Below are 18,125 nucleotides of genomic sequence, written 5' to 3' on the forward strand. Positions count from 1 at the left end.
TGCGGCTTCGGCCAAGTTGCCTGCGTGTTAACGACGTTCGTCAGCGTTTGCACGGTTATGTCGCCCGCTCGGGTGGTTCCTCCGGCGGTACGGCCCGCCCCGGCGCGGAGCGCCTGAGGGGTAGCTCCTCGGCGAAATGACAGGCCGAGTCGTGCGCGGCCGGCCCCTCCACGAGGCGGAACTCCGAGGGCACCGCGAGCGCCGGCACCTCCAGCGCGCAACGCTCCTGGGCCTTCCAGCAGCGGGTGCGGAAGCGGCAGCCGGAGGGGATGTTCGCCGGGGAGGGCACGTCTCCGGCGAGGATGATCCGCTCCCGTCGCTCGCGGGCCTCCGGGTCGGGGACGGGCACGGCGGAGAGCAGGGCCTGGGTGTACGGGTGCGTCGGGTGGTCGTAGATCTCGGCGTCCCTGCCGGTCTCGACGATCCGCCCGAGGTACATCACGCCGACCCGGTCGGAGATGTGCCGCACGATGGAGAGGTCGTGCGCGATGAAGACGTAACTCAGGTCGAACTCGTTCTGGAGCCGCTCCATCAGGTTGATCACCTGCGCCTGCACCGAGACGTCGAGCGCGGAGACGGGCTCGTCGGCGACGATGATCTCGGGGCGCAGTGCCAACCCCCGTGCGATGCCGATGCGTTGGCGCTGGCCGCCGGAGAACTGGTGCGGATAGCGGTTGATGTACTCGGGGTTGAGGCCGACCACGTCCAGCAGGTCCTGGACGCGTCTCCTGCGGTCGCCCTTGGGCGCGACCTCGGGGTGGATCTCGTACGGCTCCCCGATGATGTCGCCGACGGTCATGCGCGGGTTGAGCGAGGTGTACGGGTCCTGGAAGACCATCTGGATGTTGCGGCGTACGGCCTTGAGCGCCCTGCCGGACAGCTTGGTGATGTCCTCGCCCTTGTACAGAATCGTCCCGGCCGTCGGCTTCTCCAGGTTGACCAGCATCTTGGCGACCGTCGACTTGCCGCAGCCGGACTCGCCGACGATGCCGAGGGTCTCGCCGCGGCCGAGGTGGAAGTCGACGCCGTCGACGGCCTTCACCGCGCCGATCCGTTTCCTGAAGAGGATCCCCCGGGTGAGCGGATAGTGCTTGACCAGGTCGTGGACCTCCAGGATCGCCTCAGCCATCGAGGCACTCCCGCCAGAAGAAGCAGGCGCTGGTGCGGGTCCCGCCTTCATGGTCCGCCTCTTCACGGTCTGCCCCTTCACGGTCCGCCCCTTCACGCTCCACCTCGAACAGCGGCGGCACCTCGGTGCGGCAGATGTCCTGGGCCATCGGGCAGCGCGGGTTGAAGGCGCAGCCGGGCGGGATGTGCATCAGGTTGGGCGGCAGGCCCTTGATCGCGTAGAGCTCCTGGCCCTTCTGGTCGAGGCGCGGGATCGACTCCAGCAGGCCCTTGGTGTACGGGTGGGCGGGGGCCTTGTAGATGTCGTGGACCGGCGCGGACTCGACGATCCGGCCCGCGTACATGACGGCGATCCGGTCGGCGACGTCCGCGACGACGCCGAGGTCGTGGGTGATGAGGATGAGCCCCATGTCGAGCTCGCGCTGCAGCTCGGCGAGCAGGTCCATGACCTGGGCCTGGACGGTGACGTCGAGGGCGGTGGTCGGCTCGTCGGCGATGATCAGGGCGGGCTCCAGGGCCAGCGCCATGGCGATCATGATGCGCTGGCGCATACCGCCGGAGAACTGGTGCGGATAGTCCCGCACCCGGTCGGCGGCGGCCGGGATGCGCACCCGGTCCATCAGCTCGATCGCCTTGGCGCGGGCGTCCTTGCGGGACATCCCGCGGTGCACGGTGAACATCTCGCCGAGCTGGTCGCCGACGCTGAGCACGGGGTTCAGGGAGGACAGCGCGTCCTGGAAGATCATCGCCATCTCGGCGCCGCGGACCTTGCGCCGCTCGTCCTCCTTGAGCTTCAGCAGGTCCCGGCCCTGGAAGAGGATCTCGCCGCCGGTGATCCGCCCGGGCGGCATGTCGAGGATGCCCATGACGGCCTGCGCGGTGACGGACTTGCCGGAGCCGGACTCGCCGAGGACGGCGAGCGTCTCGCCCTCGTCCACGCCGTAGTCGACCCCGTTGACGGCCTTGGCGACCCCGTCCCGGGTGCGGAACTCCACGTGCAGATCGCGCACTTCGAGCAGCACGGCCGTCACCTCAGCTTCGGGTCGAGGGCGTCGCGCACCGCGTCGCCGAGCATGATGAACGCGAGCACGGTGATCGCGAGGGCGCCGGCGGGCCACAGCAGCATGTGCGGGGCCGTGCGGATGTAGGCGGAGGCCGAGGAGATGTCGATGCCCCAGCTGACCGTGGGGGGCTTCAGGCCGACGCCGAGGTAGGAGAGCGTCGCCTCCAGCGCGATGTAGGTGCCGAGCGCGATGGTGGCGACGACGATGACCGGTGCGACGGCGTTGGGGGTGATGTGCCGCAGCATCAGGCGGGAGTTCGAGGCGCCGAGGGCACGGGCGGCCTGGACGTAGTCGTTGTGCTTGGTGGTGATGACGGAGCCGCGTGCGATGCGGGAGATCTGGGGCCAGCCGAGCAGCACCATGAACCCGATGACCGGCCAGATGGTGTTGCTGGTCACCACGGAGAGCAGGACCAGACCCCCGAGCACCACGGGGATCGCGAAGAAGATGTCGGTGATCCGGGACAGGACCGAGTCGCCCACCCCGCCGAAGAACCCGGCGAGTCCGCCGAGCACCGAGCCGAGGATCGCGACGCCGAGGGTGGCGCAGACGCCGACGCTGATCGACACGCGGGTCCCGTACACCACCCGTGTGTAGACGTCGCAGCCCTGCCCGTCGAACCCGAAGGGGTGCCCCGGCTGCGAGCCCTCCTGGGCCTTGGCGAGGTCGCACTTGAGGGGGTTCTGGGTGGCGATCAGCGAGGGCCACAGGGAGATGACGACCAGGAACACGATGAGGAGCCCGGAGACGATGAAGACGGGGTTGCGCCGCAGATCGCGCCAGGCGTCGGACCACAGGCTTCTGGGCTTCTCCTGGGGCCCCGTGCCCTCCGGTCCTCCTGGGACCTTCTCCAGGGTGGCGCCCTCGCTCGTGGCGAGGTCCATGGCACCGCCCGCGCCGGTCGCGGCGATGGCGCCGTCCCGCTGGTACGGCGGTGGCTGCTCAGGCATAGCGGATCCTCGGGTCGAGTACGGCGTAGAGGAGGTCGACGAGCAGGTTGGCGACCAGGAACACGAGGACGAGGACGGTCACGAAGCCGACCACGGTCTGGGTGTTCTGCCGCACGATCCCCTGGTAGAGCTGGTATCCGACGCCGTGGATGTTGAAGATCCGCTCGGTGACGATCGCGCCGCCCATGAGCGCGCCGATGTCCGTGCCGATGAAGGTGACCACGGGGATCAGCGAGTTGCGCAGCAGGTGCTTGGTGATCACCCGATGCCGGGGCAGGCCCTTGGCGACGGCCGTCCTGACGTAGTCGGACCGCTTGTTCTCGGCGATGGAGGTCCGGGTGAGCCGGGTGACGTAGGCGAGGGAGACGGAGGCGAGGACCAGTCCGGGCACGATCAGTTCGCCGAAGGTGGCGTCCGTGGAGACCGAGGGTCTGATCCAGCCCCACTCGACACCGAAGAGCAGTTGCAAGAGCAATCCGGTGACGAAGGTCGGGATCGAGATGACGACGAGGGTGAGCAGCAGGACACCGGTGTCGACGGGCCGGCCGCGGCGCAGCCCGGTGACGACGCCCAGCAGGATGCCGATGACGATCTCGAAGATGATCGCGACGATCGTCAGCCGGATGGTGACGGGAAAGGCGCTCGCCATCAGCTCGGTGACCGGCTGCCCGTTGAAGGCGGTGCCGAAGTCGCCGGTGAAGACATTGCCCATGTACGTGAGGTATTGCTGCCACAGCGGCTTGTCGAGGCCGAACTCCTTGCGCAGCTGGGCGGCGGTGGCGGGGTCGCACTGCCGCTCGCCGCACAGGCCCGCGATGGGGTCGCCCATCACGTTCACCATCAGGAAGATCAAGAGCGTGGCGCCGATGAAGACCGGGATCATCTGGAGCAGACGCCGGATCACATACCGTCCCATGAGGGCTCCGGAGGTAGTACGGGGCCCACGCCCGGGTTCGCTTCAGCAACCCGGGCGTTCACCCCGTGGACGGCTCAGCTGACCTTGATCTCGTTGTAGACGGGCACGCTGAACTGGTTGAGCGCCACGTTGGAGATCCTGTCCGAGTAGCCCGCGCTGCCGTTCTGGTACCAGAGCGGGATGGCGGCCATGTTGTCCCGTACGACCCCTTCGGCCTGCTGGAAGAGCTGGATGGCCTTGGCCTTGTCGGTCTCGGCGTTCGCCTGGTCGACGAGCTTGTCGAAGTCCTTGTTGGACCACTTGCCGTCGTTGGAGGAGGCGTTCGTGTAGTACAGCGGCTGCAGGAAGTTCTGGATCAGCGGGTAGTCCATCTGCCAGCCGGCCCGGAACGGACCCGGCATCTTGTGCTGCCCGATCTGGTTGCGGAAGTCGGCGAAGGTGCCGATCGGGTTGCCGACGCAGGCCTTGTCGTTGCCCAGCGCGTTGTTGATGGAGTTGCAGACGGCGTCGATCCACTCCTTGTGGGAGCCGGAGTCCGCGTTGTACGAGATCTTGATCTGGCCGCCGGGCAGTCCGCCGCCGTCCTGGATCAGCTTCTTGGCCTGCGCGGGGTCGTACCGGCAGGAGGCGCCGCACAGCCCGTCCTGGAAGCCGCCGGCCTTGCCGAGCACCGGTGAGGTCCAGTCGGAGGCCGGGGTGCGGGTCTTCCGGAAGATCGTGCTGGTGATCTGGTCCCGGTCGATCGCCATGGACAGGCCCTTGCGGACGTTCTCCATGCCGCTCTTGTCCCAGGCCTGGTCGTAGAAGGGGAAGGCGATGGTCTGGATGATGCCGGCCGGGGTGTTGATGTACCGGCCGCCGAGATCGCTCTTCACGTTCTTGAGCTGGGCGGCGGGCACGTCGTCGACGAGGTCGAGGTTGCCCGCCAGCAGGTCGGTGTAGGCGGTGTTGTTGTCGGTGTAGACCTTCAGGTCCACCCCGCCGTTCTGTGCCTTGTCCGTCCCCGGGTACGCGCCCCACTTCCGCAGGGACATCTTCGAGCCCTTGGTGTACGAGTCGACGGTGTAGGGACCGTTGCCGATCGGCTTCTTCAGCCAGGCCGCGTGGTCGCTGAAGAACGCCTTGGGCAGCGGTGCGAAGGCCACGTAGCCGAGGGTGTCGGGGAAGGTCGAGAACTTCTGGTTGAGCTTGACGGTGAAGGTGTGGGCGCCGGTGACCTTCAGCCCCGACAGCGTGTCCGCGCTCTGCGTTCCCGTCTCGGGGTGGACCTTGTCGTAGCCCTCGATGTACCCGAAGAAGTACGCGTTCTTCTGGTTGTTCTTGAGACTGGCCCCGTAGTTCCAGGCGTCCACGAAGGACTGCGCGGTGACGGGCTCTCCGTTGCTGAACGTCCAGCCGTCCTTGACGGTGATCGTGAAGTTCTGCGAGTCCGAGGTGTCGATCTTCTGCGCCAGCATGTTCTGGGCCGCGCCGGTCCTGGCGTCGTACCGCTTCAGCCCCCGGAAGATCATGTCGAGGACCTTGCCGCCCTGCACCTCGTTGGTGTTGGACGGCTCCAGCGGGTTCTGCGGGTCCCCCCAGGAGGAACTGAGGACCCCGGCGCCACCACCTCCTCCACCGCCGCCCCCGCCGCCTCCGCAGGCCGTCACCACGAGAGCCATCGCCGCCGCACCCGCGGCCCATGTGGCGTGCGTCGCTCCACGCATGGAGTGCCTCCCAGAGTGCGCTGCCGCCAGCGCCGCGGCGCTGTTCCATTACCGGCCAATATCGGCCGGTAACGCACATACCGCACATTCAGGCCACCCGTACGTGGTCAGGCGCGCGCCACCAACTCCACCTCGAAGCCGTCCGCGTCCTCCAGATACGCGGCGCAGTGCTCCGGGCCGCCCGCGTGCGGATAGCGGTCCGTGAAGAGAGGGGACCAGCCGTGCCGGGGCGCCTCGGCCACGAGGCCGTCGAGTTCGGTCCGGTCCGCCACGTGGAAGGCCAGGTGGTTCAGGCCGGGGCGCAGCCGGTCGTGGGAGCCCGCCCGCAGCGCGGGCGACTGCTCGAGGACCAGATACGTCTCGCCCCGGCGCCAACTGCGGCCGTGCGGCCACTCCTGGTACGGCTCACAGCCCAGGCGCTCCAGCAGCCATCCCCAGGAGCGGACCGCGCGCCCCAGGTCCGGCACCCACAGTTCGACGTGGTGCAGCATTTCCCCCACCTGTTCTTCCCCCCACCCGAAAAAGCCGGTTCCCGGCACCGCGGTGGCGGTGCCGGGAACCGGCCGGTCGTTCACGGAACGCGTGGCGCTCAGGCCGCGTGCACGACGTCCTTCTCCTCGGCGAAGTGGCACGCCGACTCGTGGGCCGCCGGCGAGTCCACACCCATGAAGACCTCGGGCACCGCAAGGATCGGGGTCTCCGTGGAGCACCGTTCCTGCGCCTTCCAGCAGCGGGTACGGAAGCTGCAGCCCGACGGCGGGTTGGCCGGGGACGGCACGTCACCGGTCAGGATGATCCGGTCGCGGTGCTCACGGGCCTCCGGGTCCGGCACCGGGACCGCCGACAGCAGCGCCTGGGTGTAGGGGTGCGTCGGGTGGTCGTAGATCTGCTCGTCGGTGCCGATCTCCGCCATCTTGCCGAGGTACATCACGCCGACCCGGTCCGAGATGTGCCGGACGATCGACAGGTCGTGCGCGATGAAGAGGTAGGAGAGGTTGAACTCGTCCTGGAGCCGCTCCATCAGGTTGATGACCTGCGCCTGTACCGACACGTCCAGCGCCGAGACCGGCTCGTCGCAGATGATGATCTCGGGGTTGAGCGCGAGACCGCGGGCGATGCCGATGCGCTGACGCTGACCGCCCGAGAACTGGTGCGGGTAGCGGTTGATGTACTCGGGGTTGAGGCCGACCACGTCCAGCAGTTCCTGGACCTTGCGCCGCCGGTCGCCCTTCGGAGCCACCTCGGGGTGGATGTCGAAGGGCTCACCGATGATGTCGCCCACCGTCATACGGGGGTTGAGCGAGGTGTACGGGTCCTGGAAGACCATCTGGATGTTGCGGCGCACGGCCTTCAGGGCGCGCCCGGACAGCTTGGTGATGTCCTGGCCCTTGTAGAAGATCTCGCCCGCGGTGGCCCGCTCCAGGTTCATCAGGAGCTTGGCCACGGTGGACTTGCCACAGCCGGACTCGCCCACGATGCCCAGCGTCTCACCCTGGTACAGGTCGAACGAGATACCGTCGACGGCCTTCACCGCGCCGATCTGCCGCTTGAACAGGATGCCCTGGGTGAGCGGGAAGTGCTTCTTCAGGTTGCGCACCTGAAGGATCGGCTCGCCACGATCGACGGGCGCCTCGATCGCCGCGACCGCCTCCGCCTCGGAGTGGGCGTCGACGACCTCCACCTCGGAGACGTTCGGGGTGGCCTCCTGCTCGTCGTTCTTGCTGAGCTCAGCCATGGATCGTCTCCTTCCAGAAGTGGCAGGCCGAACCGCGGCCGACCAGCTCGGTGCCGTCCTGCTCGCTGACCGGGAGCAGCGCCGGGACGTCCGTACGGCAGATGTCCTGGGCCTTGGGGCAGCGCGGGTTGAAGGCGCAGCCCTTCGGAATGTGCAGCAGGTTGGGCGGCAGACCCTTGATCGCGTACAGCTCCTGGCCCTTCTGGTCCAGGCGCGGGATCGAGTCCAGCAGACCCCGCGTGTACGGGTGCGCGGGGCGCTTGTACAGCTCGTGGACCGGGGCACGCTCCACGATCCGGCCCGCGTACATCACGGCGATCTTGTCCGCGACGTCGGCGACGACGCCGAGGTCGTGGGTGATCAGGATCAGGCCCATGTTGTACTCGCGCTGAAGGTCCGAGAGCAGGTCCATGACCTGGGCCTGGACCGTCACGTCAAGCGCCGTGGTGGGCTCGTCCGCGATGATCAGGTCCGGCTCCAGGGCCAGCGCCATCGCGATCATGATGCGCTGGCGCATACCGCCCGAGAACTGGTGCGGGTAGTCGTTCACACGGGCCGCGGCGGCCGGGATCTTCACCCGGTCCATCAGCTCGATCGCCTTGGCCTTGGCCTCCTTCTTGGAGAGGCCCTGGTGCACCCGGAACATCTCGCCGAGCTGGTAGCCGACGGACAGGACCGGGTTGAGCGAGCTGAGCGCGTCCTGGAAGATCATGGCGATCTTCTGGCCGCGGATCTTGCGGCGCTCCTCGCCGGACATCTTGAGCATGTCCTGGCCGCGGAAGAGGATCTCGCCCTGCGGGATCCTCGCCGGCGGCATGTCGAGAATGCCCATGATCGCCTGCGCGGTCACGGACTTGCCGGAGCCGGACTCGCCGAGCACGGCGAGGGTCTCGCCCGCGCTGACGCTGTAGTTGACACCGTTGACCGCCTTGGCCACGCCCTCGCGGGTGTGGAACTCGACGTGCAGGTCACGCACTTCGAGCAGCGGCCCGTCGTCGGTGCCGCCCTTACGCGGGGCGGGCACCGGGACGGAGTCTTCGATGATGGTCACGTACGCCTCCCTCAGCGCAGCTTCGGGTCGAGGGCGTTACGGACGGCCTCACCGAGCATGATGAATGCCAGCACCGTGATGCTGAGCATGATCGACGGATAGAGCATGATCCACTGCGCCACGCGGATCTGGTTGCCGCCGTCCGAGATGTCGTTGCCCCAGGACACGCCGTTGAGGCCGAGGCCCAGGAAGGACAGGGTCGCCTCGGCGGAGATGTAGACACCGAGCGAGATGGTGGAGACGACGATCACGGGGGCGAGCGTGTTCGGCAGGATGTGCCGGAACATGATCCGCGGGGTGCTCGCGCCCAGGGCCTTGGCCGCGTGTACGTAGTCGGCCTGCTTGGTGGTGATCACCGCGCCGCGCATCACGCGGGCGATCTGCGTCCAGCCGAAGGCGGCCAGCGCGCCGATGACGACCCAGGTCGTGCGGTCCGGGAAGGAGGTCAGCACGACCATGGTGGCGAGCAGGAACGGGATGCCGAAGAAGACGTCCGTCAGACGCGACAGGATCGAGTCGACGACGCCGCCGAAGTATCCGGCGATCATGCCCATCAGGCCACCCACGACCGTCACCGCGAGGGTGGTGCCGAAGCCCACGGCCACGGAGGCCCGGGTGCCGTAGATGACACGGGCGTAGACGCTGCGGCCCTGCTGGTCGTAGCCCAGCCAGTCCCCGGAGAAGACGTGGCCGAACTTCGGCTTCTGCAGGAAGTGCTTGGCCAGGTCGCCCTTGATGGGGTCGGTGTCGGTGAACAGCCCCGGGAAGAAGGTGATGGTCAGCAGCAGCAGGATCAGCACCGCCGACACACCGAAGATCCAGCTGTGCCGGAGGTCGTTCCAGGCGTCGCCCCACAGGCTGCGGGACTTCTCCGGCTTGTTCACCGCAGGCGTCACCGGGGTCGCTCCGTCGGCGGTCGCCACCGCCGTCTGGACGTCGGTCTTGGTCACGTCAGGCATAGCGAATCCTCGGGTCCAGGACCGCGTACAGCAGGTCGACGAGCAGGCTGGCGAGGAGGTAGACGATGACCAGGATGGTCACCAGGCCCACGAGCGTGGTGCCCTCCCGGCGCACGATGGACTGGTAGATCGTGCCGCCGATGCCCTGGATGTTGAACAGGCCCTCGGTGACGACGGCTCCGCCCATCAGCGCGCCGATGTCGGTGCCCAGGTAGGTGATCACGGGGATCAGCGAGTTGCGCATGAGGTGGACGCCCACCACACGGCTCTTGGGCAGGCCCTTGGCGACGGCGGTACGGATGTAGTCGGCGCGCATGTTCTCGGCGACCGACGTACGGGTGAGCCGGGTCACATAGGCCAGCGAGGCGGTCGCGAGGACGAACGCCGGCATCAGCAACTCGTTGAAGTTCGTGGAGTCGTTCACGTTCGGCGGCAGCCAGTTGAGCTGGAAGGCGAAGACCACCTTCAGGATGAAGCCGAGGACGAACACCGGAACCGAGATCAGCAGCAGCGAGACCAGCAGGATCGCGTTGTCCGCGAACCGCCCGGCGCGCATGCCCGCCCAGACGCCCAGGACCAAGCCCAGGACCAACTCGATGGCGAAGGCCAGCCCGCCAAGACGGAGGGTCACCGGGAACGCCTCACCGAGGACGTCCGTGACGGGGCGGCCGCTCGCGATCTGCGTGCCGAAGTCGAAGTGAAGGATCATGTCCTTCATGTAGTGGTAGTACTGCACCAGGATCGGCTGGTCCAGGCCGTACTGATGTCTCAGTGAGGCGATGACGGCAGGGCTTCCGCCCTTGTCGCCGAACAGGCCTCGCACGGGGTCGCCGGGCAGGGCGTAGACCATGAGAAAGATCAGCAGGGTCGTCCCGATGAAGACCGGGATCATCTGGAGCAGTCGTCGTGCGACGTAGCGCCCCATCGTGCCTCCATGTAGTTACTACGGCGACAGCCGACGGGCCCTTCCCTTGCGCACCCCTGAACGAGATGCGCATGGAAAGGGCCCCCCGGCCGCTGCCGTCCCCCCGGGTGCGGCGCACGAGGCGGCGCCGTACCCGGGATCACGGGCTGATTGCGGTTACTTCTTGACCTGAACGCCGGTCAGGATCGGGTCACCGTCCTGGGCGTAGTCGACGCCGGTGACCTTGTCCGAGTAGCCCGCGTTGACCTTGTAGTACCAGAGCGGGATGCTCGGCATGTAGTTGACGAGCTCCTTCTCGATGTCCTGGTACTTCTTCTCCGAGTCCGCGAGCGAGCTGGCGGTGTCGGCCGCGGCGATGTCGGCGTCGACCTTCTTGTTCGAGAACCCGCTCGTGTTGCCGTCCGACTTGGTGCCGAACAGGTCACGGATGAAGTTGGCGTTCATCGGGAAGTCGAGCACCCAGCCACTGCGGTACATGGACTTGACCGAGTGCGCGTCACGCGCGTCCAGGTCGGCCTGGAAGTCGGCCTTGGAGTCGCCGGCGCACTTGACACCGGTGGCGTTGGTGATCGAGTTGCAGACCGCCTCCACCCACTCCTTGTGACCGCCGTCGGCGTTGTACTGGATGGTGATGGCGTTGCCCGGGACGCCGCCGCCGTCCTTGATGAGCTGCTTGGCCTTGGTCGGGTTGTACGTGAAGACGTCGCCGCCGGCGTTGGGCTCGTAGCCGAGGACACCCTTCGCGACCCAGCCGGTGGCGGGCTCACGGGTGCCCTGGAGCACCGTCTTGGTGATCGTGTTGCGGTCGATCGCCATCGACAGGCCCTGCAGGACCTTCGCGTTGATGCCCTTCCACTGCTTGGTGTAGAAGGCCGGCGTGATCGTCTGGATCGCCGAGTACGCCTTGTCCACCGCGCGGGTGCCGAGGTCCGACTTGTAGACCGGCAGGTCCTTCGGGGCGATCTGACGCAGGACGTCGACGTTGCCCGACTTCAGGTCCTCGTAGGCCGTCTCCAGGTTGGTGTAGTTCTTGAAGATCACACCACCGTTCTTGGCCTTGTCCGGACCCTGGTAGCCGTCGAACTTGGCGACCTCGATCTGCTTCTTGTGCGCCCAGCTGACGAACTTGTACGGGCCGTTGCCGATCGGGTGCTCGCCCGCGGCCTTCGGGTCCTTGTAGAAGGACTCGGGCAGCGGCGAGAAGACCTCGTAGCCGAGCTTGTAGACGTAGTAGGGGATCGCCTTGTTGAGCGTGATCGTGAAGGTGCTGTCGTCGACGACCTTCAGACCGGACATCTCCGTGGCCTTCGGCTTGCCCTTCGCCGGGGCGACCTCGTCGTAGCCCGCGATGTCGGAGAACCAGAAGCTGTTGGTCTGCTTGTTCGCCGGGGCGGCGGCCCAGTTCCACGCCTTGACGTAGGACGTGGCGGTCACCGGGGTGCCGTCGTGGAACTTCCAGCCCGACTTCAGCTTGACCGTGTAGGTCTTGTTGTCCTTCGTGTCCACCGACTGCGCGTTCACGTAGACGATGTTGCCCTTCTCGTCGTAGCTCACGAGCTGCGAGAAGAGGGACTTGATGACAATGCTGCCGTTGGACTCCATGGTGTTGGCCGGCTGCAGCGGGTTCTGCGGCTCGCCCACCTCGACCGAGAACTTACCGGCCGGGTTGACGGCGGCCTTGCTGTCGTCGCCCTTGTCGCCACCGCCACCACCACAGGCGGTCGCTCCCAGCGCCACAACCGCGGCTATCGCGACCCACTTGGCGCTCTTGGCACCGCGCATGGGTTCCTCCTCATGAGTCCATTGGTTCACCGCAAAAGGGAGCACTAGTCACATTGCCGACACTTCGGACGGAGAAAGTGCTGGTGCCCCCCGCGCTCGCAAGCCGACGCCACCTGAAGGCGTATGGCCCGTTGATCCGAGCTCTACGCGCCTAACTATCTGCCATGGGCCAGACCCCGACCACACTCACAAGGTCTCGGTTCGATCACACCTGTCGCCTACTTCTTCCAAAATCCGGACAAAGGGTTTGCTGAAAGATCCCTCCGAAACGGACTTGTTACACATCTATCGGTCTCGACCGTCCGCATTGCGGACACACGGAGCGAAAAAAGAGGTTGCGACTATCGTGGCCGTCATGTGGGGGTGCCATTGGCGTGCCCACCCACCCCGGACCGGCGGGGGCAACTGCCCCGGCATACGGTCAACGGGCTTCCACCACAAGGCCGTTCGTGATCAAGCGCGTACATCCCCTGACGGTGTGACCACGGCCTCGATACGTGCCGTGCGGCCGGGACCCACGTGATTGCAGGGTAGTGGGAACCAGCCATTTTGGAGGCCTACTCCTCCGTAATGAAGGGTTTTCCCTACCCTCTCCCGGCTCCCCGCCCTATCGCAGCGCCGTACCGCCGCGCAAGCCGCGCGCCGCGCTCCACGCACCCCCCAACGCAACGGGCACCCCGCGGATGCGAGGTGCCCGAAATCACTGCGGAACGGCCGAGGTCAGCCGTGCTTGGCCCGGCTGGCGGAGCGACCGCGCTCCTTCTGGTCGAGGACGACCTTGCGGATGCGCACGGCCTCCGGGGTCACCTCGACGCACTCGTCGTCGCGGCAGAACTCCAGGGACTGCTCCAGGGAGAGCTTGCGCGGCGGGACGATCGCCTCGAACGAGTCCGCGGCGGCGGAGCGCATGTTGGTGAGCTTCTTCTCCTTGGTGATGTTCACGTCCATGTCGTCGGCGCGGGAGTTCTCGCCGACGATCATGCCCTCGTACACCTCGGTGCCGGGGTCGGTGAACAGCACACCGCGCTCCTGGAGGTTCGTCATCGCGAAGGCGGTGACTGCACCGGCACGGTCGGCGACCAGCGAGCCGTTGTTACGCGTGGTCAGCGTGCCGAACCACGGCTCGTGGCCCTCGTGGATGGAGTGGGCGATGCCCGTGCCGCGCGTGCCGGTCAGGAACTCGGTCCGGAAGCCGATGAGGCCGCGGGAGGGCACGACGAACTCCAGGCGGACCCAGCCGGAGCCGTGGTTCGACATGTTGTCCATACGCCCCTTGCGGACGCCCATGAGCTGCGTGACCGCGCCCATGTGCTCCTCGGGCACGTCGATCGTCATGCGCTCGACCGGCTCGTGCACCTTGCCGTCGATGATCTGGGTGACCACCTGGGGCTTGCCGATGGTCAGCTCGAAGCCCTCGCGGCGCATCTGCTCGACCAGGATGGCGAGCGCGAGCTCACCACGGCCCTGGACCTCCCAGGCGTCCGGGCGCTCGGTGTCGAGCACGCGGAGCGAGACGTTACCGACCAGCTCACGGTCCAGGCGGTCCTTGACCTGGCGGGCGGTGACCTTGCGGTCCTTGACGGCGGCCTTCGCGGTGGCGCCCTTACCGGTGCCGCCGCGGCCGACCAGCGGCGAGGTGTTCGTGCCGATGGTCATCGAGATCGCCGGCTCGTCGACCGTGATCAGCGGGAGCGCGATCGGGTTCTCGGGGTCGGCGAGCGTCTCGCCGATCATGATGTCCGGGATACCGGCCACGGCACAGATGTCACCGGGGCCCGCCTTCTCGGCGGGCTTGCGGGTGAGCGCCTCGGTCATCAGCAGCTCGGTGATGCGGACGTTGGACATCGTGCCGTCGCGCTTGATCCACGTGACGGTCTGGCCCTTGCGCAGCTCGCCCTGCTCGACGCGCAGCAGCGCGATACGGCCGAGGAAGTTGTCGGCGTCCAGGTTGGTGACGTGCGCCTGGAGCGGGGCGGACTCGTCGTAGGACGGGGCCGGGACGGACTCCAGGATCGTGGTGAAGAACGGCTCCAGGTTGTCGCTGTCCTGCGGGACCGTGCCGTTCTCCGGCTTGGTCAGGGAGGCGACACCGTCACGCGCACACGCGTAGACGATCGGGAACTCGATCTGGTCCTCGTCGGCGTCCAGGTCGAGGAAGAGGTCGTACGCCTCGTTCACGACCTCGTCGATACGGGAGTCGGGACGGTCCGTCTTGTTGATGCACAGGATGACGGGCAGGCGGGCCTGCAGCGCCTTGCGCAGCACGAAGCGGGTCTGCGGCAGCGGGCCCTCGGAGGCGTCGACGAGGAGGACGACCGCGTCCACCATCGACAGACCGCGCTCGACCTCGCCACCGAAGTCGGCGTGGCCCGGGGTGTCGATGATGTTGATGGTGATGACCTCACCACCATCCTTCGGGTGGTACTTCACGGCCGTGTTCTTGGCCAGGATCGTGATGCCCTTCTCACGCTCCAGGTCGTTCGAGTCCATCATGCGGTCGTCAAGCGACTCGGCGGCGTGCGCGGCGAAGGCACCGGCCTGCTTGAGCATGGCATCGACCAGGGTGGTCTTGCCATGGTCGACGTGGGCGACGATGGCGACGTTGCGGATGTCGTGGCGCGTGGCCATATTGAGGCGCTTCTCCCGGAGTGAGTGGACGGCCTGCGCGTACGTCAGTGCTACGCGGACCCTGCCGGGCTGGACACGCCACGGCCTTACCCCATGGTACGTGGCCTTGACGGGCGCGGCCTCCGCGGGCCGGTCCGCGGAGGCCGCGGACAGCGTTCCCGGCCTTGTGATCAGGCGCTTTTCGCGGCCGCCGAATCGGGCGGACAGGTCTCTCGAACGGCTGTGCGCTCGGCGGAGCCCGCCTTGTCGGGGCCGTCCCTCAGCGGATCGCCGCAGGAGAGGAACCCGCTGCCGTTGGCGGCCCAGCTCAGCACATGGCCCTTGATCGGCCCGGCGTCACCGCCGGCACAGGTGTAGGTGAAGTCGGCCTCGACCAGATCGATGTACGACCATCCGTAATACGCCCCCTTGAGATCACTCGAGTCCATCTCGATGTACGACCCCACCGCGGCCGGCTCCGCCGACTCCGTCGGGTCCGCGAGCGGCTCGTCCGTCTTGAGATACCGGCCCAGCGCCTTGATCGCGTCCGCCGCGCGGACCCCGGCCGCCGTGGACGTCATATGGGGCTTGTAGCTGACGCCCTTCACCGGCTTCACGAGGACCGAGACGGAGTCCGTCCTCTTCTTCAGCCTGATCGGATCGGCGAGCCCGGTCAGCTTCTGCCCGCGCTCGATGCCGGACCAGGCGTAGGTGCCGTGCGTACACGCGACGGCCCGGTCGTCCTTCTTGTTCTTGTGGTCCTTGCCACCGTCACCGCCGCCGCAGCCCGCGGTGACGGCGAGCAGCGCCGCCGTGGTGAGAGCGACCCCTGCGTTCACGCGAAGACGCTTGCCCATGACCATCCCCGTATCCCCCGTGTCCCCCCATGACCAGCGGTGATCACCGGTCGGGAAGACACTCTGCCCGGCGGGGGCGCGCCGGGCAATCGGCTTGAGGACGATCTGAGGGAGGGACTACTTGTCCTTCTCCTCTTTGTCCGTCGGGCTCCCCGGTGTGTGCTGTGCCCCCTGGGCGCCCTTCTTCAAGAAGCCCATGTCCTCGTAGAGCGGGGTCTGGAACCCGAAGGCGCCGGCGTTGGCGAGGTTCGGGCGGGTGGCCATGAGCTGGGGCCGCTGATAGAGGGGAATCGATCCGGCGGCGGCCCAGATCCGGGCGTCGGCCTTGCGGACCAGGGAGCGCGACTCGTCCTCGTCCAGCGTCGCGATGGCCTGGTCGAAGAGCTGGTCGACCTGGTCGGTGCCGACCCGGGTGTAGTTCTGCTCGACGGTGAGGGAGCCGTCGGCGGCCGGGACGGGCTTGGCGTAGATCGGGCGGGCGTCGGTGGCCGGGAAGGCCGAGGCGGGCCATGAGTACAGCGCCAGGTCGTACTGGCCGGAGGCGATGTGGTCCTTGAAGTAGCTGTCGTCCGGCACCTTGGACGTCTCCGTATGGATACCGATGCGCTCCAGCATCCAGGAGATCCGGTCGGCGACCGCGCGCAGCGACTCCGAACCGGGGCCCGAGGGCAGGACGAACCGCAGCGTCAGCGCCTGGCCGTCCTTGGCGAGCGCGCCGGCCGCGGCGCCCGCGGGGGCGGCCGTGCCCTTGGGCGCGTAGGCGCCGGGCGCCCCGCCCTGCCGGTTGTCCTTGGGGGCGTACTGCCTGCCGTCGAGGTGTTTGCCGGCCTCGTCGCCCGCGTGCTGCTTCCCGTGCTTGTCCGAGTGGTCGTTCGGGTCCTTCTTCTCCCGGTCGACCTTCTCCCGGTCGGCCTCGCCGTTCTTGTCGTCCTCGCCGACGATGTACGTCCAGTCGTCCGGGAGCGCGTCGGAGTCCGCCTTCTTGCCCTCGGGGTCCGCCTTCTTGCCCTCGGGCCCCGCGGCCTTCTCCTTCTCCTTCTTCTTCTGCTGCTGCTTCACCGGTCCCCCGGGCACCCATCCGGCATCCGCCAGCAGCGCCTGCGCCTCCTTGGTGTCCTGACCGCCGAGCGCGCCGCTGTTGTCGGTGTAGGCCGGCTGGCCGGAGAGCGCGAGGTGGCTGCCGACCGGGACGGCGGGCAGGCCCAGCGGATCCAGGACGACCTTGGCGAGTTCGTCGCGGTTGATGGCGCGGGCGACGGCGCGGCGGACGCGCTCGTCGGCGAGTGGACCCTCGGAGCCGTTCAGGGCCAGCTGGGTGTAGGCGGGTTCGAGGGACTTGCGGACCACGAAGTCCCCGGCGCGCATCGCCTTCGCGGGCGTCAGCGGCGCGCCCGACCCCTGCAACGGGGCGCCCGACCCCTGCAACGGGGCGCCCGGCCCCTGCAGCGGGGCACCCGCCCCCTGCGACGGGGCGCTGCCCTTGTCGCGGGCGGCGAACGTGATCCGGCCGGCCTCCTCGGGATCGATCTCGGCCATGTCGACCTTGTCGTTGGCGAGGGCGTCCTCCCGTCTGTCGCGCGGGACGGCGATCAGCGCGATCTCGGAGAGCTTGGCGGGGCGGCCCCACCAGCGCGGGTTGCGGGCGAGCAGGACCTCGCCGCTCTTGTGGTCGATCTTCCGCAGGGCGAACGGGCCCGCGGTGGCCTGGAGCTTGCGGCGCGCTCCGTCGTTGAAGGCGTCCGCGGTGCCCATCACGTCCTTCGGGTACAGCGGCGAGAAGAGCGACTTCCAGTCGGCGTACGGACGGCTGAAGGTGACGCGGACCTCCAGGTTGCTCTTGCCCCGCTCGATCTTCTCGATGCGGTCGTAGCCGGCGTTGCGGGCCGTCCAGTACGCGCTGTCCTTGCCGGACAGGGCACGCCACTGGGCGGCGAAGTCGGCGGCGCCGATCTCGCGGCCGTCGCTCCAGACCGCCTGCTGGTTGAGCTTGTAGAGCACGACCTGCTTGGGCTCGCTCTCGACGATCTTGGCCGATTCGAGGTAGTCGGGATTGAGCTGGGGGGTGCCGTTGGCGTCGAGGCGGTACAGAGCGGGCAGCACGGCGCCGGCGATCCGGGAGGTCCCGGCGTCGGCGTCCGCCTGGAAGGTGTTGAGGGTCTGCGGCATGGCGTCCACCGCCCAGCGCAGGGTGCCGCCGTCCTGGATCAGGTCGCGGGTCGCGGGCGCGATGTCCTGCGCGGCGACGGGCTTGGCGACCTCCTCGTCCGCGCTGCACGCGGCGAGGGCGGGTACCGCGAGCGCGCCCGCGGTGAGGAACGCGACCGAGCGCATCACCGCGCGCGGTCCGACGCCGTCGTGGGACATCTCTGCTACCTCCGGGACAAGCCGCGCCGTGGGCGAACGAGGGTTTCTGATCACGTTCGGCGGTACATTACGGATATATGG

Annotated in this window: 14 protein-coding genes; all 14 read right to left on the reverse strand. The window is 67.8% G+C overall.

Translation table 11 applies throughout. The features are described from left to right. Nucleotides 1-55: 55 nt before the first annotated feature. Nucleotides 56-1,129, reverse strand: coding sequence for an ABC transporter ATP-binding protein (locus tag OG568_RS19735; protein WP_329532528.1), 1,074 nt, complete (start codon nt 1,127-1,129; stop codon nt 56-58). After that, on the reverse strand, nt 1,122-2,150 hold the full coding sequence (locus OG568_RS19740; RefSeq protein ID WP_329532529.1) for an ABC transporter ATP-binding protein: 1,029 nt from the start codon (nt 2,148-2,150) through the stop codon (nt 1,122-1,124). Before OG568_RS19740 ends, OG568_RS19735 begins: the two co-directional genes overlap by 8 nt. Before the next feature lie 5 nt (nt 2,151-2,155). After that, entirely contained in the window at nt 2,156-3,142 is a 987-nt protein-coding gene (locus OG568_RS19745; protein ID WP_266628272.1) for an ABC transporter permease, read from the reverse strand. Continuing rightward, the gene (locus tag OG568_RS19750) at nt 3,135-4,058 is read right to left on the reverse strand and encodes an ABC transporter permease (protein WP_329532530.1); all 924 of its coding nucleotides are present in this window, start codon (nt 4,056-4,058) and stop codon (nt 3,135-3,137) included. The genes OG568_RS19745 and OG568_RS19750 overlap by 8 nt, the downstream gene beginning before the upstream one ends. 74 nt (nt 4,059-4,132) lie before the next feature. Continuing rightward, a complete protein-coding gene (locus OG568_RS19755) occupies nt 4,133-5,764 on the reverse strand; it encodes a peptide ABC transporter substrate-binding protein (protein ID WP_329532531.1) in 1,632 nt (543 codons plus the stop codon). 107 nt (nt 5,765-5,871) lie between these two features. Then, on the reverse strand, nt 5,872-6,255 hold the full coding sequence (locus OG568_RS19760; protein WP_329532532.1) for a VOC family protein: 384 nt from the start codon (nt 6,253-6,255) through the stop codon (nt 5,872-5,874). A gap of 98 nt (nt 6,256-6,353) precedes the next feature. Next, nucleotides 6,354-7,499, reverse strand: a complete 1,146-nt coding sequence (locus OG568_RS19765) for an ABC transporter ATP-binding protein (protein ID WP_329532533.1) — start codon at nt 7,497-7,499, stop codon at nt 6,354-6,356. Then, nucleotides 7,492-8,550 (reverse strand): ABC transporter ATP-binding protein, encoded by a 1,059-nt coding sequence (locus tag OG568_RS19770; RefSeq protein WP_329532534.1) that lies wholly within the window; start codon nt 8,548-8,550, stop codon nt 7,492-7,494. Before OG568_RS19770 ends, OG568_RS19765 begins: the two co-directional genes overlap by 8 nt. An 11-nt stretch (nt 8,551-8,561) precedes the next feature. Beyond that, nucleotides 8,562-9,509, reverse strand: coding sequence for an ABC transporter permease (locus OG568_RS19775; RefSeq protein WP_329532535.1), 948 nt, complete (start codon nt 9,507-9,509; stop codon nt 8,562-8,564). Continuing rightward, nucleotides 9,502-10,434, reverse strand: a complete 933-nt coding sequence (locus OG568_RS19780) for an ABC transporter permease (RefSeq protein WP_329532536.1) — start codon at nt 10,432-10,434, stop codon at nt 9,502-9,504. The genes OG568_RS19775 and OG568_RS19780 overlap by 8 nt, the downstream gene beginning before the upstream one ends. A gap of 156 nt (nt 10,435-10,590) precedes the next feature. After that, nucleotides 10,591-12,216: a peptide ABC transporter substrate-binding protein gene (locus OG568_RS19785; protein WP_329532537.1), complete on the reverse strand. Its 1,626-nt coding sequence runs from the start codon at nt 12,214-12,216 to the stop codon at nt 10,591-10,593. 720 nt (nt 12,217-12,936) lie between these two features. Then, complete coding sequence (typA, locus tag OG568_RS19790; RefSeq protein ID WP_329364706.1) at nt 12,937-14,844, reverse strand: translational GTPase TypA; 1,908 nt, start codon at nt 14,842-14,844, stop codon at nt 12,937-12,939. A 170-nt stretch (nt 14,845-15,014) separates the two neighbouring features. After that, the gene (locus OG568_RS19795; RefSeq protein WP_329532538.1) at nt 15,015-15,662 is read right to left on the reverse strand and encodes a hypothetical protein; all 648 of its coding nucleotides are present in this window, start codon (nt 15,660-15,662) and stop codon (nt 15,015-15,017) included. 135 nt (nt 15,663-15,797) lie between these two features. After that, complete coding sequence (locus OG568_RS19800) at nt 15,798-18,044, reverse strand: ABC transporter family substrate-binding protein (protein WP_329532539.1); 2,247 nt, start codon at nt 18,042-18,044, stop codon at nt 15,798-15,800. Nucleotides 18,045-18,125: the final 81 nt, after the last annotated feature.

Origin of the sequence: Streptomyces sp. NBC_01450 (assembly GCF_036227505.1) — a bacterium.
In the GTDB taxonomy this organism is placed as follows: Bacteria; Actinomycetota; Actinomycetes; order Streptomycetales; family Streptomycetaceae; genus Streptomyces.